Raw genomic sequence first — 15,276 nt, forward strand, 5'->3', positions numbered from 1 at the left:
ATCCAATTCAATAATATATGTCTGCCAAAAACAGTATTTTCAGTTCTCTGATGCTTACAGCTTTGATTGCCTCTTTGATAGGAACAGCTTCAGCCTATACCATAACTCCCTTAGATGAGCCATATTCTACGGAGTATGTGGGCGATCTTACAGATTCCTCTAGAATGATTAACCTTACCGATAGTGGAGAGCCAGCGAATCCAGATGACATATCCGGCTTCAATTTTACCCACAAATACGATGCTTCAGGAGGAAATAAGGTCAGTATGCAACACCTTTCGGAAGGATACTGGTACGCGGATATCACTCCAGATAGTTTGAAAGGAAACACGATAAACTACACACTTCAGGAAACATCAGGTACAGGAGACGAGTTCTACAATACTGAAACCCTCAAGTTTGGAAACTACAGCGTTGAACTTCTATCCAATACTGGCACCAATCTACCTCCTGGAGGAACTGTCAATGTACGGGTTGATGTGACTGATGAATGGAACAATGAACCAGAGAAAGGCGCCACCGTAAATGCCTACTTTACAAACGGTACGAAGATACATGAAATACAGGAGCTTGGAAATCAAGATGGTTCGGAATACTACAACTCCAAAGTCAATGTACCCGATGTCTACGATACCAGTTATCTGTTGCATGTCAATGTAACAAACAAAGATGATTCCATCAAAAATTCTGATGCATCTTTTACTCATCCGGTTGAAACTAGTCCGGTGATGTCGGGAGAGATAGAAGAGCTAGAATCTTCGGGAACCTGTAACAATTCTTCATTCTTCACTGAATGTGAAAGGGAGGCGGAGATCTCCACAGCATACAACGTGACTGGAGACACACCTAAATCTGTCAATCTTTCATTGAACGTATGGAACAGGTCAAATAGTTCGTGGCAAAATTTTACAGTCAAGGAAATGGGGCAAAACAATAATCTCTATCGATCAGATTTAACTCTTCCTGACCTCAATACCACTGCATTCAGTGAGGAAGTCCAGTTAGTGTACAATGCAACAGGCCCTGAAAAGAATGCTGTAACTGAAAGAAATATTACGGTCAGAACATATGATATCAGCTTCGGAGCATCTTCGACAGCACAACAAGGAGGAGAATACAATCTGGAGATAGCTTTCGGAAAATACTTCTCCTCAAAACCTCTTGATCCATCAAGAATTGACGCAAATATAACGGTGAAAAACTCGACGGAAAATCTTTCGGAATTCAATCTGGAAGATATGGATTATCGAGACGGAGTTTTCCAGAGGGATGTTGACATAGGATCAGACTGGGAGGAAGGTACTTATATTCTGGAAGTAGAGGCAGAAGATATCTACGAAAGTATGAAAACTGACTCAGACAATTTCTTTGTAGAAGATGTTAATCGAACATTCAATATTTCGGGCGAGATCGATGATACAGTTATTACAGGAAAGAATTACAGTTACAATTTTACCGTTGAGAACCTTCAGAACTCGGAGTTAGAGCTTGATGCGGAATACTCTGATGAACTTGAGGGCTTCACCTGGGTAAACGGATCAGACAATCTATCCGTACCTGCTGATTCTGAAATCAATGTAACAGCATTATTTAACATGACAGAAGTTGTGGAGAGATCAGGAGAGATAACACTTACGGATAATTCTTACAATGATTCAGTGGGGGTAGATCTCAATATTCCGGAATGTGACTATCGGAATGGAAGTATCTGTGTGGAAACCTTGGGAGATCTTAACGCAAGCACAAATGAAACCGGAGAAATTGAGAAAGATTACAAAGTTCATTACCTTGCACCTAAGAATGATTCCACACAGCTTAACCAGACATCTAGCGGCAACATATCTTCAATGATATCTTTCAATCCTACAACTGTAGAAATGAATTCTAGCAACAATCAGCAGTTTGTTGACCTAAATTATACTGTTTCAGGATCAGGTTACTTTGTTGGAACAGTTCAGGTTGAGGATGCTGGAATCCCGGTTGAACTTGATTCAGATGCAGAATCCCAAGAGGTTCAGTTCTCTGTTACTTCTACACTGGACCTCGGCACTATAACTAGTGATGAATCAGTGACGGAGCAAATAGAAATTGAGAACACGGGATCTGCATTGATTAATTCTACAAGCTTTGAATCAGATCAGATGACTGTAAATGCTGATTCGGTACAGATCGATCCAGGGGAAAGCAGAGATGTTGAACTCTCAATATCGGAGGTATCTTCCACAGGTTCAGTAAGGGTTACAGCTGAATCATCTGATGATCAAGCTGTTGAAGTAGTAGAAATTACGGGGGATGCCGTGACTGATTATTCGGAGCAGGCATCTACGCTAAGAAATAGAATTAACAGGTTACAGTCACAGGTCTCGGATGGTGAGAATCAGAATATACTGAATACTGCATCGGTGAATGTGTCAGAGATCGAAACCTTATACCAGGAAGGTAGTTATGAGGAAGCTGGGAGAGTTTATGAGGCAACTGAGGCAGAGGTAAACCAAGTTGAGTCTAGAGTTAATTCAGGTAATCAGGGACCTGCACTTGGGGAATCTTCGAGACCGTCCTCGGACGAAAGTTCTATGCTTCCGATTATAGCTGTAGTCATCTTCGTGCTCTTGATTATAGGATTTATAGCATACACCAGTATTGTGCCTGAAGAAGGCGATCCGCTTTACAAGGTGTTAGGCAGATGAATATACCGGTTATATCACAGCTACCCCAGGACGTGGCAACTGTGGTCCTGATACTGTTACTTGTAGTTGTATTTGTGTTAGCATTCAAGGTAATGAGTATGGTTTTCGAGACAGTAATGGTTTCTGCACTCTCTGCAGGTTTCTACGCAGCTCTATCTCAGGTATTGAATTACGGTTTCTCATTTAACCAGATGCTTACATATGCATTCCTGGGAGGATTGTTGTACTTGACGTACAGTTTTCTGGCCTCAGCTTACTCAATAGCAAGAACATTGCTTAAAATACCATACCACCTACTCCAACTGGTAATCAAACCATTCACGTGGCTTTATAGAAAAATTAGGAAGAAGGTAAAGCTGAAAGAATACCAGAGAAAAATAGAGAGAAAGAAAGGCTCAAACTCCTCAAGTCACACAGATTCTAATTCGACGAAGGAAGTCGTCCTTGACAAGGTAAAGAAGGATTCAGAAGACGAGTAGGTTTTATATCCGCAGGTACTCAACTTGTTAATATGTTAGACGGCAAAATTCTTGCAGCGGTTTTGACAACGCTGACAGCGATAGCGATTACAACAGGTCAGGGAGCAAACACTCAAAACATGGATCTGCAGGCACCTGAGTTAGATGAGTTTAGTCCTGAAGGATTGATGGAGAATCCGCTGCAGAAGGTTCGTAACATTGTTACAGATACACCTGAACCTGAAAACAGCGTTAAAGCTAACCTAAAAGTACAGGATCTTGAAGAAGAAACAGTGAATATAGAAGGCGGTGCAAGGGTTAGATCCAATTCGACAGACAGGGTTCAGCTCGGAGATAAAACAATCGAATCAGATACAGAAATAGAATTCTATGGTTTTGAGGGAACTGTCAAACCTGTGAATGAGACTACTATATCTGGTACAGTCCAGGGTGTTTTAACATCAGATGTAAATATTTCCGGTCAGGCGCCCGTAAGCCAGAGCTTCAACACCACCAAACTAGAGGTAAAAGGAGTTGAAGAATCAACTATCAATCTTGGTCAGGTATTAGGATCAATAGAATCAGAGAATGCATCTACGAGCTTCAATTCAGCGAGGCCTCTAAACATCAACTCATTCTCCGGCGATATCATAGTTTATCCAAGAAATTCAACTTTTGTGTTGGATGGAGAAGTTGCAAGACTGGAAGCAGGTTCCTTTACGTTCGGTGGCTAGAAAAGAGTTTTCAAACAATTGTTTTTCCCTTATGGAACGAAAAATAATCCTTGTAGAACCTGAGATACCTGAGAATACAGGCTTTATAGCTAGGTTATCCGCTAACTTCGGATATGATATCCGAATTGTGAATCCTGATTTCAACCTGGCTGAGGCCAGAAAAACTGCATCTAGCGCTCAAGACAAGCTTCGGGAAGCCAGAATTTTTGATTCTGTGAAGGAAGCGGTTAAAGACCTCGATTATATGGTCGGTACTAAACCCGGTAGAGGTGTCTCAGCTAAAGAGTTCCAGCCCTCTGATGAAACATCTCTTATGATTGGAAGAGAGAGCTCAGGCCTAACTGATGAAGAACTTGAGCTATGTGAAACAGTTTTACATATCGATACCGGCAAATATTCCTCGATAAATCAGAGTCATGCATCAGCGATACTAATGCATTGTTTTCATAGCCCGGATCAGAAAGAATCTGTAAGAGAGGGCCAGAAAAGAGCACTTAAAGACAGGCTTCCGGGCAAAGTTTTCTCAGCTGTCTTAGCTTCGAATCCTTCGCCGGATCAGGTTGATTCAATGCTCGGAGAGCTGAATAAGAATTGATCAAGTTACTCTGTAAAATTGAATGTAAAGTGAAGGAGTTTTCAGGTTAGAGAATGAACTAGGTATGTCAAAGAGAATCCTGATACAGACTGATCCGAACAGCGGAATATCATAACTGATTCCAACTTAAATCAGTCAGACAGAAAAAAGCAGATTATCTTATTCTATAAAGTGATTAATAGGCCTTTTGAAACTGTTTTAGCATCTTTTTGGTTCTGAAAAAGTGTGGTTGACAGCAATTATAAAGGTTTAGATTAACGGTCTTCTATGGTCTTTGACGCACTTTTTGCGATAGGTGGTGATGGAATTTTACAGCAAATCTTTATGATTGTACAGATACTTTCATTCCTGATACTTCCGGCTCTGCTAGTATTCTTCCCTAGGATAATGATCTGGCAGGCCGACAGGAAGCTGGAGTCAGCCCTAGTTGACCTAGAGGCATACAGAAACGATACCGAGATCTTGTTCCTGGACAAATTTGCTTCAAACATAGAAAATGACACCAGACAAAAGTTTGACTCCTTGAGAGACTTCAAGTTCTCAGCGCCAACCGGTATTGACCCGGCCGGGATGGTCGGAAAACTGGAAAACGTTCTAGACTCATCAGAGAACAAATTCAATCGGTTCGTTGAAGGAAACGCGGAAACAGAGGATGAAGAAGAACTTGCGGATCTTAACATGGCTTTCAAAGGAGTCATGGGCACGCACCAAATCTTCAAGGTAATGAGACATTTTAGACAGCTGATCAAAAAGACAAAAATGATCTACCTTGTCCAGATGGTTACAATGATGATACCTATCTACAAGGAGCTTGCGGAGGCGCAGAAAGAGGCCACAAGAGCATTTCTCGATCAGGCTCCGATTGGAGACACTATCGGCCCTCTTGTGGCAGCAAAACTGATTGAAAGCGATAAAGGAGAGATTGAAGAAATTGCAGAAAACATAGTTTACAGTGAGGAGGAAATCGACGGATCAAAAGTTCATGTACTGAAGAGTAGCGGTCCAGGCGCCCGATTAGGTAAATACGGTGACGCACTGGAAACCGTTGCTGATGAAAATGATCTCGACGCAATTATCAGCGTTGATGCGGGAGCGAAATTTGAAGGAGAGGAAACAGGATCGCTTTCCGAGGGAGTTGGAGTTATGATGGGCGGTCCTGGAGTAGAGAAATCCAAGATCGAGGATGTAGCGGTTGAACACGATGTTCCGCTCGAAGGAATAATAATTAAACAGTCGCCCCCCGAAGCCTCCAAACCTATGAAGAAAGAGATCTATGAGGCGTATAAACCAGCGGTTTCGAAGGTCAAGGAAATTGCCTCTGAGTTCGATGGCGAAGTAGCCATTGTAGGAGTCGGTAACACCTGTGGTGCCGGAGATACTAGAGATCAGGTTGCCGGAGTCCACAACAGGCTGAGAAAGTACTGGGAAGAGTACGAAGAAAAGGAAGAAGAGGAAGTCTCCTACATGGGAGTGATGGGAGCAATGCCTTCCGGCGGAGAACAGGCTGAATTGCTTCAGGCAAGAGACAACCTGATCTGGAATATGATCAGGTAAAAACTCCTACTTCATCCCTATATTCCGCAGGAGTTAAATCAATTTTTCCAGAAACTGTAGATATGGAAGCAACCATCATCCAGAAAAACGAGACTCCGACCTCTAGACAGTTCTACTTCGTATACAGTGGTGAATTGGGAAAAGGCAGTTTTGTCGAATACGAGAACAATGGAAAGGTAATTGGCAGGGTCTCAGAGGTTTTCCGATTAAATGAATACTTTGAAAATGCGGAGAACGTATCGGAATCTGCCGGGGATCTGAAAGAGAAATTCCCTGTTGATGAATGGGAGGTAAGGATTGCCCGTGCCGAAATCATGGGAAAGTTCAAAGACAGTATGATTAAAAGGGTTTCAGCCTCGCCTTCTCCGGGAATGGAAATTGATGATGCTGATCCTGAGAGAGTAAAGAAGTTTCTGGGACTGGATGAAAATGGCCTTAATCTGGGAACTGTACAGCAACAGAGTATAGATGCATTGGTCAATATGACCGATACGCTTCAGAAACACTTTGCAATACTCGCCCAGTCTGGAGCCGGAAAGTCTTACACCGCCTCCGTTATCCTGGAGGAAATTCTTGATAGAGAGTATGCGCCGGCAATACTGGCAGTAGATCCACACGGTGACTACACATGCTTCGCGGAGGATGAAAACTACATGCAGGATGTGAAGGTCTTTAATGAGAAAGATATTCAGATCGCAGCCAACTCACTCTCAGCAGGACAGATAGCATCATTCTTCACAGGTAACTTTTCCGGAGCACAGAGACAGGAACTAGCCAAAGTCTTTTCGGCTCTCAGCAGAGGAGAAAATAATGATTTCAGTCTAGAAGATGTTATTGCCCGGGTAGAATCTGAGGAAATGAATGAGAAGACAAAGTATGCACTTCTCAGAAAATTGAAACAGTTGAAGGCTATGAACATATTCGGAAAATCGAACAGGCCTTCATCAAAAGACCTTGAACTTGGCAAACTGAACATACTGGATTTGAGCAGTATGATTGATAACCAGAAGAAACAGATTATCACCGCTTTCTTCGGCAAGTACTTCTTCCGCAAGAGGCGAACCGGATCAATTCCTCCGTTCTTATATCTTCTGGAAGAGGCCCACAACTTTGCTCCGGAGAAAACGCCGTCTGCGTCCAAAAATGTATTGGAGAAGATGGCAAGAGAGGGAAGAAAGTTTAACGCATCAATAGGACTGATCTCCCAGCGACCGGTAAAACTCTCCACAACGGCTCTGTCCCAGTGTAATACCAAAGTAATTCTCAGGGTCACCAATCCAAACGATCTTGACCACATCAAGACTTCCTCCGAAGGTATAACTTCTTCTGTTGCATCCCAAATACCTGGACTGAAAACAGGAGAGGCAATTGTCATGGGAGAAGCAGTGAACTACCCTACGTTCGTAGATATGAGGGAGAGAAGATCAAAAGAATCAGACTCTGGAGAAGGACTAGAAGATACACTGAAAGAATGGAAAGAAGAGTTGGAACAGATAGATGAAGACGTAGAAGCATTCATGTAAAGTTTGAAGGGCTTATCCGAACAGAATTTATTAATTCACTTCTTCCACTTCTGTCAGTCCTGTTTCAGTGTTTTTCTTCTCCAGCCTATACAGTTTGCCGGTTGCAGCTGATTCCAGCGCAATGTCGTGAGTTACTATAAACATCTGTTTCAGAAGATTGTCCGAGTTCTGTCTTAGTGTCTCCGCCAGCTTCTCCACAGCTGCCGAATCCATGTTGTGCGTGGGTTCGTCCAGCATCAGTAACTGTATCTTCGGAGATATTGTAAAACTCAATGCCAACCTCATCACGAGCGCTGCAGAATGCCTTTCTCCGCCTGAGACCTCTGCTTCTGCGGATATCCAGTTATTATCAGAGTCCAGGATCTCGACGAGATAGTCTTCCTCCACGTTCAGCCTTATAGAGTAGTAATCGTTATACGGATATACCTGTGTCCAGATATCGTCCATCAAATCATTTAACCGGGCGACGAACTTCTGCCTTAGCTCTATCTGTGTCTCCTTTAAAGCGGTCTTGTAGCTGTAGACATAGTCAAGTACCTGATCAAGCTTCTCCACTTCCTTCTCCAGCTCATGTTTTTTCTCAACCTGTGACTGCATCTGCTCTAGGCGTTTCTCTTTTTCCTCAACTATTTCTTTATCCGATTTAAGCTCTTGTTTCTCCGCAGATCTTTTTTCTTTGAGCTCTGAGATTTCGTCTCGCAGGGTCTCAAGCTTTTCCTCGTCGAAATCGATATCTTCAAGCTCCTCAGCTGTTTCTTCAAGTTTCTCTTCAATGTGTTCTTTCTTTTCCTCAAGTTCCCTGATTTCCTCTACGGATTCCAGTTGATCTATTTTCTTCTCCAGTTCTTCCAGTTTTTCCTCGGAAAATTCTTCTCCAAGTTTCTCAACCTCTTCGACAATATCCTGCAGTTTCTCCTTTTTCTCCTCGAGTTCCTCTCGTTCCTCTTTAAGTTTATCTTCAGAGGACTTGTATTCCAGAAGCTCGTCCCTTTTCTCTACAACTTTCTCTTTTCTTTCATCTTTATCTTCGAGTTTCTGCCTCAACTCTTTCTCCTTCTGCTTCAGTTCTTGTATCTTCTGCTTTCTCTCCGATACAACTTTTTCTCTATGTTCTTTGTCCATTTCCTGTCCGCATGTAGGGCAGTCTCCATCGGTTTCCTTTAGTGTCTTCAGACTTTCCTCTAAGTTGGTTCTTTCGGCGTAGTAGCTGTTTCCTTTCTTTTTTATCTTATCTGTTTTCTCTTCCAGTTCCTCGAGTTCTTCCTCCAGTTCTTCGAATTTTTCAAACTCCTCAGCTTCTTCTTCTAGCTGTTCTATCTCTTCACCGATTTCTTCAGTATGTTTTTCTAGGTACTTCTTTTTTTCTCTGAGTTTCCCGAGTTTTTCGTTTTTATCCTCCAGCTTTTCTTTCTGTTTCCTGTTCTTTTCCAGTTCTCTCTCCGGGTCCTCAATTCCTTCAATTTTTTCCTCAGCTTCATTGATTCTCTCCTGTATTGATTGTTTCTTCGTCTCCAGCTTGGTCTTTTTTTCCTCTAGTTGCTCAACTTCCTCTTTTTTATCCTCAAGTTCTTTCAGTTCTTTATTTCTGTTCTCCAGTTTCTTTTCTCTCTCTTCAAGCGATTCCTGAAGCTTCTCGATTCTCTCTTTTTTACTTTCTATTTCCTTTTCAAGTTCTTCCAGTTCTTCCTCATCTATCTCATCTTCAAGTTCTCCTAAGGCTTCCTGGCGATTCTCCAATTCTTTCTTCATGTTGTTCTCCACTTTGACAGTGTTCTTTCTGGCATCTTCAAACCGGTCGATATCTAACAGTTCATCGATTCTTTTCTTCCGGGTTCCGGGTCTCATGTTCAGGAAGAGATCGAGGTTGTTCTGCTCTGAGTAGATCGCGCGGGAGAAAGCCTTGAAGTTTAAGCCAAGCAGTTTCTCAACCTGCTCTGTTACTTCCCGGGTAGAAGGTGCTTCGATCAGTTCTCCTTCTTTTCTTAGTTCGCTGTGTGTTGTTCCTTTGTCTCTCTCGATTTCTCTTCTGACAGAGTAACTTTCTTTCCCTATCCTAAATTCGATCTCCACTATAGCCTTATCTGCCTGTGAAGGGTTCCTCCTGATCAGATCATCCAGAGTTATATCCCGGGAATTATGTGAGGGAGTAGTTCCGTAGAAAGCAAAGACGACAGCTTCCATGACGCTGGATTTTCCCGATCCCATCGTTCCAATTAAAGCGTTAACGCCTTCATCAAACTCTAGCTTTGTTTCATGGTGAGATTTCCAGTTCTTCAGTTTTACTCTTTCAATCATTCATTTTTCACCTGTTTCTTCAGGAAGCCACTTGCCTCATCCGGGTTTCCTTGTTCCAGCATCTCCAGAAGCTCGGATTCGTCCACTTCAAGATCGGAGTTAACCTTTTCGGAAAGTATTTTTTTCCCCTCGTTCCATGGATCATCCACTTCATTCAGTGCGCTGCTTTCACCATTATCCATTACGGAGTTGAGCGATGAGTTCACGTTCAGGAACATTTCATCACGGAACATCTTTTTGAGTTCTCGAGGATTTATCCTTCCCGAGGTCTCTCCCTTTATCTTGAGATTGGTCAATGGCTTCTTCTCGGCGTCAATATCTTCCAGTTTCTCAATAGCTCTTTCCTTGACTTCTGTCCATTCCTCACCCTTAACCTCTACTTCAATGTAATGTACGTTCCGGGTGTTCTCAAGCTCACAGAACTCCAGTTCCTCCTTCTCTGTGTCTAGTCTTACAAATCCCTTTGGCTTCTCTGCCTCAATCTTGTTCATCTGCGTTGTCACAGTCGAGCCAGGTAGAATTAGAGGCTTTTCGCCCGGGAATCTTTCCAGGTTGTACCAGTGAATATGACCGTTAATTATCAGGTCGAATCCCTCCGGGAAGTTCTCAAGGGAAAGATAATCGTGGTTATCGTCTGTATAGACGAATCCCTCGATCGACTGATGAACTACTAGAATATTGAACGCATTCTCTATTGGCTTTGGAGAGAACTTTTCCAGTGCTTTTGGAGCATATCTCTCTGGTACTCCGCTTAAACCGAACACAGCTACTTTCTCACCGTTTTTCTCAAAAACTGTTCTCTCGTTATCAAGATGATGAAGGTGGCCGGTGTTCGACATCAGTTCAATGGGATTGGTATACTTCCGTGGTCTTCTTTCATGAGTTCCATGGATTGCAACTGTCGGCACTCCGGATCCGTGAATTCCAATTGCTTTGTCGGCCTCTACTGTTCTTTCTCCTTCCATGGCTGTTTCCAGGACATCCGAGGCTTTATCCAGTACTTCCTGTTTCGGTATTTTCTTATCGAAAATATCTCCCGGCAGCACAATTAGGTCGGCGTCTAGAGAACGTTCAAATGCTTCCTTAGCGTTTTCAAAGCTGTCCTTTCCTCTTTCCTCATTCCATTTGTAGCCGAAGTGAGTATCGCTTATTATAGAAATCTTCATCTATACAGTTAGGAGAGGAAGAATCTTTTATCTGTGTTGCTCTCACTCGAGTTCTTTGCCGTCGCTCATTCTCTGCGCGGCTTCTATACCTTTATCAGGGATAATGTATGCATCCTCGAATTCTACGAGAATTGATTCTATTTCTGTGAAGTTTTCCGCTCTTTCGACCTCACTGTCAAAAATAAATCCGGGTATGTGGTTAAGTTTATATCTTTCTACCAGCTTTTGCCCCTTCTCTGATCGGTAGTCAACTTCACGGTAATCGGCTTTCATTATGGAGTTGGTTTCCTCCCTGAATCTGGAGTAACTACAGTTATCACAGGTCACAACTGTTATCTGAACGGTTGGCTCGGTTATATCATCGTAGTAGGAGCCTAGGTTTTCACCTATATTAGGGACGGTATCTCCGACATCAAACTCCGCACTTTGAACGTAGTTGACTCCCGAGATGAAGAAAGCAGCTAGCAGGAATCCTAGGAAAGCCCCTATTACTTGTTCTCTATCCGGCTTCAGATCATTAATATTTTTGTTCCTTTTCTCTTTGGCATAGGTGTCGTGCTCTATTTCCTCGTGTTTCTCAAGGATATCCTCTGATCCAAAGTTCTTACCGCACTCCCCGCACCTATGTTCTTCAGGCATGTCTAATGGTTTGTCGTCCACATTAAAACCGGTTTCCCGACCTCTGTCTTAATTGTCGCTCTTCTCTGTATTCGAATTTTCGTTTCGCCTCCCATTACACACATTAATCTTTCCAACTGAGTCTTGAACATGTCGCAGGAACTCGGGATAACCACGGACAAGCAGAAGAATCCAAGTGAATGGTATACAGAAGTAGTTAAGAAGGCTGAACTAGCAGATTATGCACCTGTCAAAGGCTGTATGGTTATCAAGCCGTGGGGAATGAAACTCTGGGAATCAATAAAAGATGATTTCGATAACAAGGTTCAGGAGACCGGAGTTGACAATGCTTACTTCCCGCTTTTCATTCCAGAATCATACCTCGAAAAAGAATCAGATATTGTTGAAGGTTTCGACCCTGAAGTTGCCTGGGTTACCGAAGGAGGCAACAAAGAACTAGAAGAACGGCTGGCTGTAAGACCTACCTCAGAGTCAATTATTGCTCCTTTCATGAGTGACTGGATTCGTTCCCATAGAGATCTACCTATGAGACTTAATCAATGGGCGAACATTGTCCGCTGGGAGGCGACCGATACAAGGCCTTTCCTGAGAACACGGGAGTTTCTTTGGCAGGAAGGCCACACGGCACACCAGACTGAGAAAGAGGCAGATGAAGAAACAATGTTGAGACTGGAACAGTACCGGGAAGTGATAGAGGATCACCTTGCAATTCCATCAATCCTGGGCTACAAGCCGGAACACGATAAGTTCCCAGGCGCAAAGTATACTACTACAATTGAAACCCTGATGCCTGACGGCAAAAGTATTCAGTCAGGCACGTCGCATCAGTTGGGCCAGCACTTCGCAGAAGCATTTGAAATCACATTCGAGGATGAGAGCTCTGACGAGTCTGTATGTTGGACAACCAGCTGGGGCCTTAGTACCAGAACAATCGGAGCTTTAATCATGGCACACGGAGACAATGACGGTCTCCGGTTGCCTCCAACCATTGCTCCTGTCCAGATTGTAATTGTTCCCATCCACCAAGGAGACAACCAGACAGAAGTAGTTGAATACGCTGAAGAGATAAGAGAGGAACTGAAAGACAACTTCAGAGTAGAGCTTGACAACCGGGATCATAGAACTCCTGGCTACAAGTTCAACGAATGGGAGCTGAAGGGAGTGCCTTTAAGGCTTGAAATCGGTCCGAATGAAATGGAAGAAGAGGAAGTTACAGCAGTCAGAAGAGATAATGGAGAACAGGAAACCATTGGACTTGAAAGGGCTGGAGAAGAGGTCGGAGAGCTACTTGATGAAGTCCAGGAATCAATGTACAGCGAACTGGATGAATACCTGCATGAAAACATTAGGGAAGCTGAATCCAAGAACGAGATCCTTGGCACGATAGGGAAAAATCGTGGATATGTAAAGATTCGCTGGTGCGGAAATGAGGAATGTGAGGAAGAAGTGAAAGATGAGGTATCAGCGGAAATCGTGGTTCTGCCGTTCAGAGAGGGCTCCAAACCGGGAAGCATTCAGGAGGAAGACGAAGAAACTGATGGAAAATGTGCGGTCTGCGGTGAAGAAGCGAAGCGGTGGGCATACTTCGCGAAAAACTACTGACAGTAGTTTTTCTAAAATATTCTCCATGAAAGATTGTTGAGACATATTCGGCTTTATGTCTTGACTTTTCTTAGATCGAGTTTGTCTTTGTCCATTCTGGAGATACCGTCTTTCTTTCTCTTGATTCTTCTGAACTTGGAGTGTTCATCGCTTTCCAGTAATGTGATCGCTTCTCCTTCCTTACCCTGTCTACCTGCTCTTCCGACTCGATGAGTGTACGTATCCGGTTTATCAGGAACGTTGTAGTTGAAGACATGGGTAACATCTTCCACATCCAGTCCTCTGGCTGCGACATCCGTTGCGACGACTACATCAAACTTTCCTTCCTTGAAGTCTTTGATCGTCTTTTCTCTCTGATTCTGGCTCATGTCACCGTTTAAAGTTCTCGCTCCTATACCGTTCTTCTTCAACTTGTCCGTCAACCAACGAGTCGTCGCTTTGGTTCGACAGAAAACGATCGATAGATCAGTTTTCCTTTCCTTTAGAAGTGTGTAGAGTGCTGATATCTTCCTGTTCTCATCCACGTCAATATATTTCTCATCCAGGTTTCTGGTGTGATGTGAGGCCTTGATTCTGATTGTCTCTGGTTCGATCGAATATCGGTCACACATCTTTTTGAGCTCCCGGGGAATGGTTGCGCCGAACAGAAGGTTTTGACGCTCTTTAGGACAGAATCCGATAATCTGCTCTAACTCGTCTTGGAAGCCCATGTCAAGCATTCTATCCGCTTCATCCAGTACGAAGTAACCCAGATTATCAAGATTAACTTTTCCTTTTTTCAGTAGGTCGAGGGTTCTTCCTGGTGTTCCAACCACTATACTTGCTGTCTTTGCTCCCTCGATCTGTGGTTCGTAGTCGACTCCTCCGTAGATTGTCACAACATTGACGTCTGAAGCCATCTCTATCTCTGCCGTAATCTGTTTTGCAAGTTCCCTAGTGGGAGAAAGAACTATTGCCTTTACACCATTTCCTCCCTGAATATTTTCGATTATTGGTAGTGAAAATGATAGTGTTTTGCCTGATCCTGTTTCCGATTCTACAAGCACGTCTTTTCCATCAAATATTTGTGGTATTGATTTTTTCTGTACTTGTGTTGGATTTTCGATACCGTTCTCCTTCAGGTTCTCTACAATATTTCTTTTAATTCCAAGTTCTTTGAATTTCATGCTGCTAATTTTAACCTTTCACAGATTAGTTCGCCGGGTAAATTTTAGAAGCTGGTGGTTGATTTTTTCCCAAGCGGAATACCTATTTAAAACTGAAAGATATATAATGATTAGAGGATTCATTTTCCGGTTTCTGGATGTGATGATCAATGCAAAGCACTAAACTAGACAATGAAGATAACAAAGCAGAAGAGTTCAAAACAGGAACAACAACTATAGGACTAACCACAGAAGATGGAGTAATACTTGCTGCAGATAGAAGAGCGTCCTTAGGCCATCTTACATCTTCAAAATACGCAAAGAAAGTCTACAAACTAGATGATAAGATCGGTCTAACCATCGCAGGAAGCGTTGGTGACGCACAGAAGATCGTCAGGGTAATGAGATCACAACTAAAACTCCACAGATTGGAGACGAAAGAACTTACCGTGAAAGGAGCAGGAACACTTCTAGCGAACATCCTCCATGGCAACAAGATGATGCCTTTCATGAACCAGTTTGTCCTAGGTGGAATTGAGGATGGAAAAGGAATTATTTACGATCTTGATCCGGCAGGTGGACTGATGAAAAATGAGAGATTTACAGCTACGGGATCAGGAAGCACAATGGCATACGGAGTACTGGAAGACAGCTACGAGGAAGGACTTGACCATGAGGAAGGAAAGAAGATCGCTGTAAGATCAGTTCAAGCAGCAATGGAGAGAGACACAGCATCCGGAAACGGCATTATGGTCGCAGAGATCACTGAGGACGGATTTGAAGTCCTCGAGGAGAAAGAGGTTAAGTCAAGACTTGAATAGAAGTTTTTTATCCAACCTATCTGTTTCACTAATATCTATACTAGAATCAAAAGGATT

The 15,276-nt window shown here is 43.0% G+C and carries 12 protein-coding genes; 8 read left to right on the forward strand and 4 right to left on the reverse strand.

The genetic code is table 11. From position 1 onward, the window contains the following. Positions 1–17 precede the first annotated feature (17 nt). The 6 genes from BRC29_02850 (at position 18) to BRC29_02875 (ending at position 7,551) form a co-directional block, all read left to right on the forward strand. Positions 18–2,687, forward strand: a complete 2,670-nt coding sequence (locus BRC29_02850) for a hypothetical protein (protein ID PSG99044.1) — start codon at positions 18–20, stop codon at positions 2,685–2,687. After that, positions 2,684–3,166: a hypothetical protein gene (locus BRC29_02855; protein PSG99045.1), complete on the forward strand. Its 483-nt coding sequence runs from the start codon at positions 2,684–2,686 to the stop codon at positions 3,164–3,166. Before BRC29_02850 ends, BRC29_02855 begins: the two co-directional genes overlap by 4 nt. Before the next feature lie 32 nt (positions 3,167–3,198). Further along, positions 3,199–3,879 carry a hypothetical protein gene (locus BRC29_02860; GenBank protein ID PSG99046.1) on the forward strand — a complete coding sequence of 227 codons (681 nt, stop codon included), beginning with the start codon at positions 3,199–3,201 and terminating at the stop codon, positions 3,877–3,879. Then, positions 3,830–4,474 carry a hypothetical protein gene (locus BRC29_02865; GenBank protein PSG99047.1) on the forward strand — a complete coding sequence of 215 codons (645 nt, stop codon included), beginning with the start codon at positions 3,830–3,832 and terminating at the stop codon, positions 4,472–4,474. Before BRC29_02860 ends, BRC29_02865 begins: the two co-directional genes overlap by 50 nt. A gap of 267 nt (positions 4,475–4,741) precedes the next feature. Beyond that, positions 4,742–6,028 (forward strand): hypothetical protein, encoded by a 1,287-nt coding sequence (locus BRC29_02870; GenBank protein ID PSG99048.1) that lies wholly within the window; start codon positions 4,742–4,744, stop codon positions 6,026–6,028. Positions 6,029–6,090: 62 nt separating this feature from the next. Further along, positions 6,091–7,551, forward strand: coding sequence for a hypothetical protein (locus BRC29_02875; protein PSG99049.1), 1,461 nt, complete (start codon positions 6,091–6,093; stop codon positions 7,549–7,551). Positions 7,552–7,581: 30 nt separating this feature from the next. Here the strand turns inward: BRC29_02875 and BRC29_02880 are convergent, their stop codons facing one another. From BRC29_02880 to BRC29_02890, 3 genes are read right to left on the reverse strand one after another with little or no spacing between them, the layout of a single operon-like run. Beyond that, positions 7,582–9,846: a hypothetical protein gene (locus BRC29_02880; GenBank protein ID PSG99050.1), complete on the reverse strand. Its 2,265-nt coding sequence runs from the start codon at positions 9,844–9,846 to the stop codon at positions 7,582–7,584. Beyond that, positions 9,843–11,012, reverse strand: coding sequence for a hypothetical protein (locus BRC29_02885; protein ID PSG99051.1), 1,170 nt, complete (start codon positions 11,010–11,012; stop codon positions 9,843–9,845). The genes BRC29_02880 and BRC29_02885 overlap by 4 nt, the downstream gene beginning before the upstream one ends. A gap of 42 nt (positions 11,013–11,054) precedes the next feature. Further along, positions 11,055–11,651, reverse strand: a complete 597-nt coding sequence (locus BRC29_02890; GenBank protein ID PSG99052.1) for a hypothetical protein — start codon at positions 11,649–11,651, stop codon at positions 11,055–11,057. A 129-nt stretch (positions 11,652–11,780) separates the two neighbouring features. On the opposite strand from BRC29_02890, the gene BRC29_02895 reads away from it, so the two are divergent. After that, positions 11,781–13,253 (forward strand): proline--tRNA ligase, encoded by a 1,473-nt coding sequence (locus tag BRC29_02895; protein ID PSG99053.1) that lies wholly within the window; start codon positions 11,781–11,783, stop codon positions 13,251–13,253. 53 nt (positions 13,254–13,306) lie between these two features. On the opposite strand, the gene BRC29_02900 is transcribed toward BRC29_02895, so the two are convergent. Then, complete coding sequence (locus BRC29_02900; GenBank protein PSG99054.1) at positions 13,307–14,419, reverse strand: ATP-dependent RNA helicase; 1,113 nt, start codon at positions 14,417–14,419, stop codon at positions 13,307–13,309. 149 nt (positions 14,420–14,568) lie between these two features. Between BRC29_02900 and psmB the strand changes: the two genes are divergently transcribed. Then, positions 14,569–15,219 carry a proteasome endopeptidase complex, archaeal, beta subunit gene (psmB, locus tag BRC29_02905; GenBank protein ID PSG99055.1) on the forward strand — a complete coding sequence of 217 codons (651 nt, stop codon included), beginning with the start codon at positions 14,569–14,571 and terminating at the stop codon, positions 15,217–15,219. The last annotated feature ends 57 nt before the right edge of the window (positions 15,220–15,276 follow it).

This window comes from Nanohaloarchaea archaeon SW_7_43_1 (assembly GCA_003009795.1).
Classification (GTDB): domain Archaea; phylum Nanohalarchaeota; class Nanosalinia; order Nanosalinales; family Nanosalinaceae; genus SW-4-43-9.

Excerpts from the sequence above, each read along its gene's own strand:
- psmB (PSG99055.1), top strand. The coding sequence starts at position 14,569 with ATGCAAAGCACTAAACTAGACAATGAAGATAACAAAGCAGAAGAGTTC.
- BRC29_02860 (PSG99046.1), top strand. The coding sequence starts at position 3,199 with ATGTTAGACGGCAAAATTCTTGCAGCGGTTTTGACAACGCTGACAGCG.
- BRC29_02890 (PSG99052.1), bottom strand. The coding sequence starts at position 11,651 with ATGCCTGAAGAACATAGGTGCGGGGAGTGCGGTAAGAACTTTGGATCA.
- BRC29_02865 (PSG99047.1), top strand. The coding sequence starts at position 3,830 with ATGGAGAAGTTGCAAGACTGGAAGCAGGTTCCTTTACGTTCGGTGGCT.
- BRC29_02885 (PSG99051.1), bottom strand. The coding sequence starts at position 11,012 with ATGAAGATTTCTATAATAAGCGATACTCACTTCGGCTACAAATGGAAT.
- BRC29_02895 (PSG99053.1), top strand. The coding sequence starts at position 11,781 with ATGTCGCAGGAACTCGGGATAACCACGGACAAGCAGAAGAATCCAAGT.
- BRC29_02850 (PSG99044.1), top strand. The coding sequence starts at position 18 with ATGTCTGCCAAAAACAGTATTTTCAGTTCTCTGATGCTTACAGCTTTG.
- BRC29_02855 (PSG99045.1), top strand. The coding sequence starts at position 2,684 with ATGAATATACCGGTTATATCACAGCTACCCCAGGACGTGGCAACTGTG.
- BRC29_02870 (PSG99048.1), top strand. The coding sequence starts at position 4,742 with ATGGTCTTTGACGCACTTTTTGCGATAGGTGGTGATGGAATTTTACAG.
- BRC29_02880 (PSG99050.1), bottom strand. The coding sequence starts at position 9,846 with ATGATTGAAAGAGTAAAACTGAAGAACTGGAAATCTCACCATGAAACA.
- BRC29_02900 (PSG99054.1), bottom strand. The coding sequence starts at position 14,419 with ATGAAATTCAAAGAACTTGGAATTAAAAGAAATATTGTAGAGAACCTG.
- BRC29_02875 (PSG99049.1), top strand. The coding sequence starts at position 6,091 with ATGGAAGCAACCATCATCCAGAAAAACGAGACTCCGACCTCTAGACAG.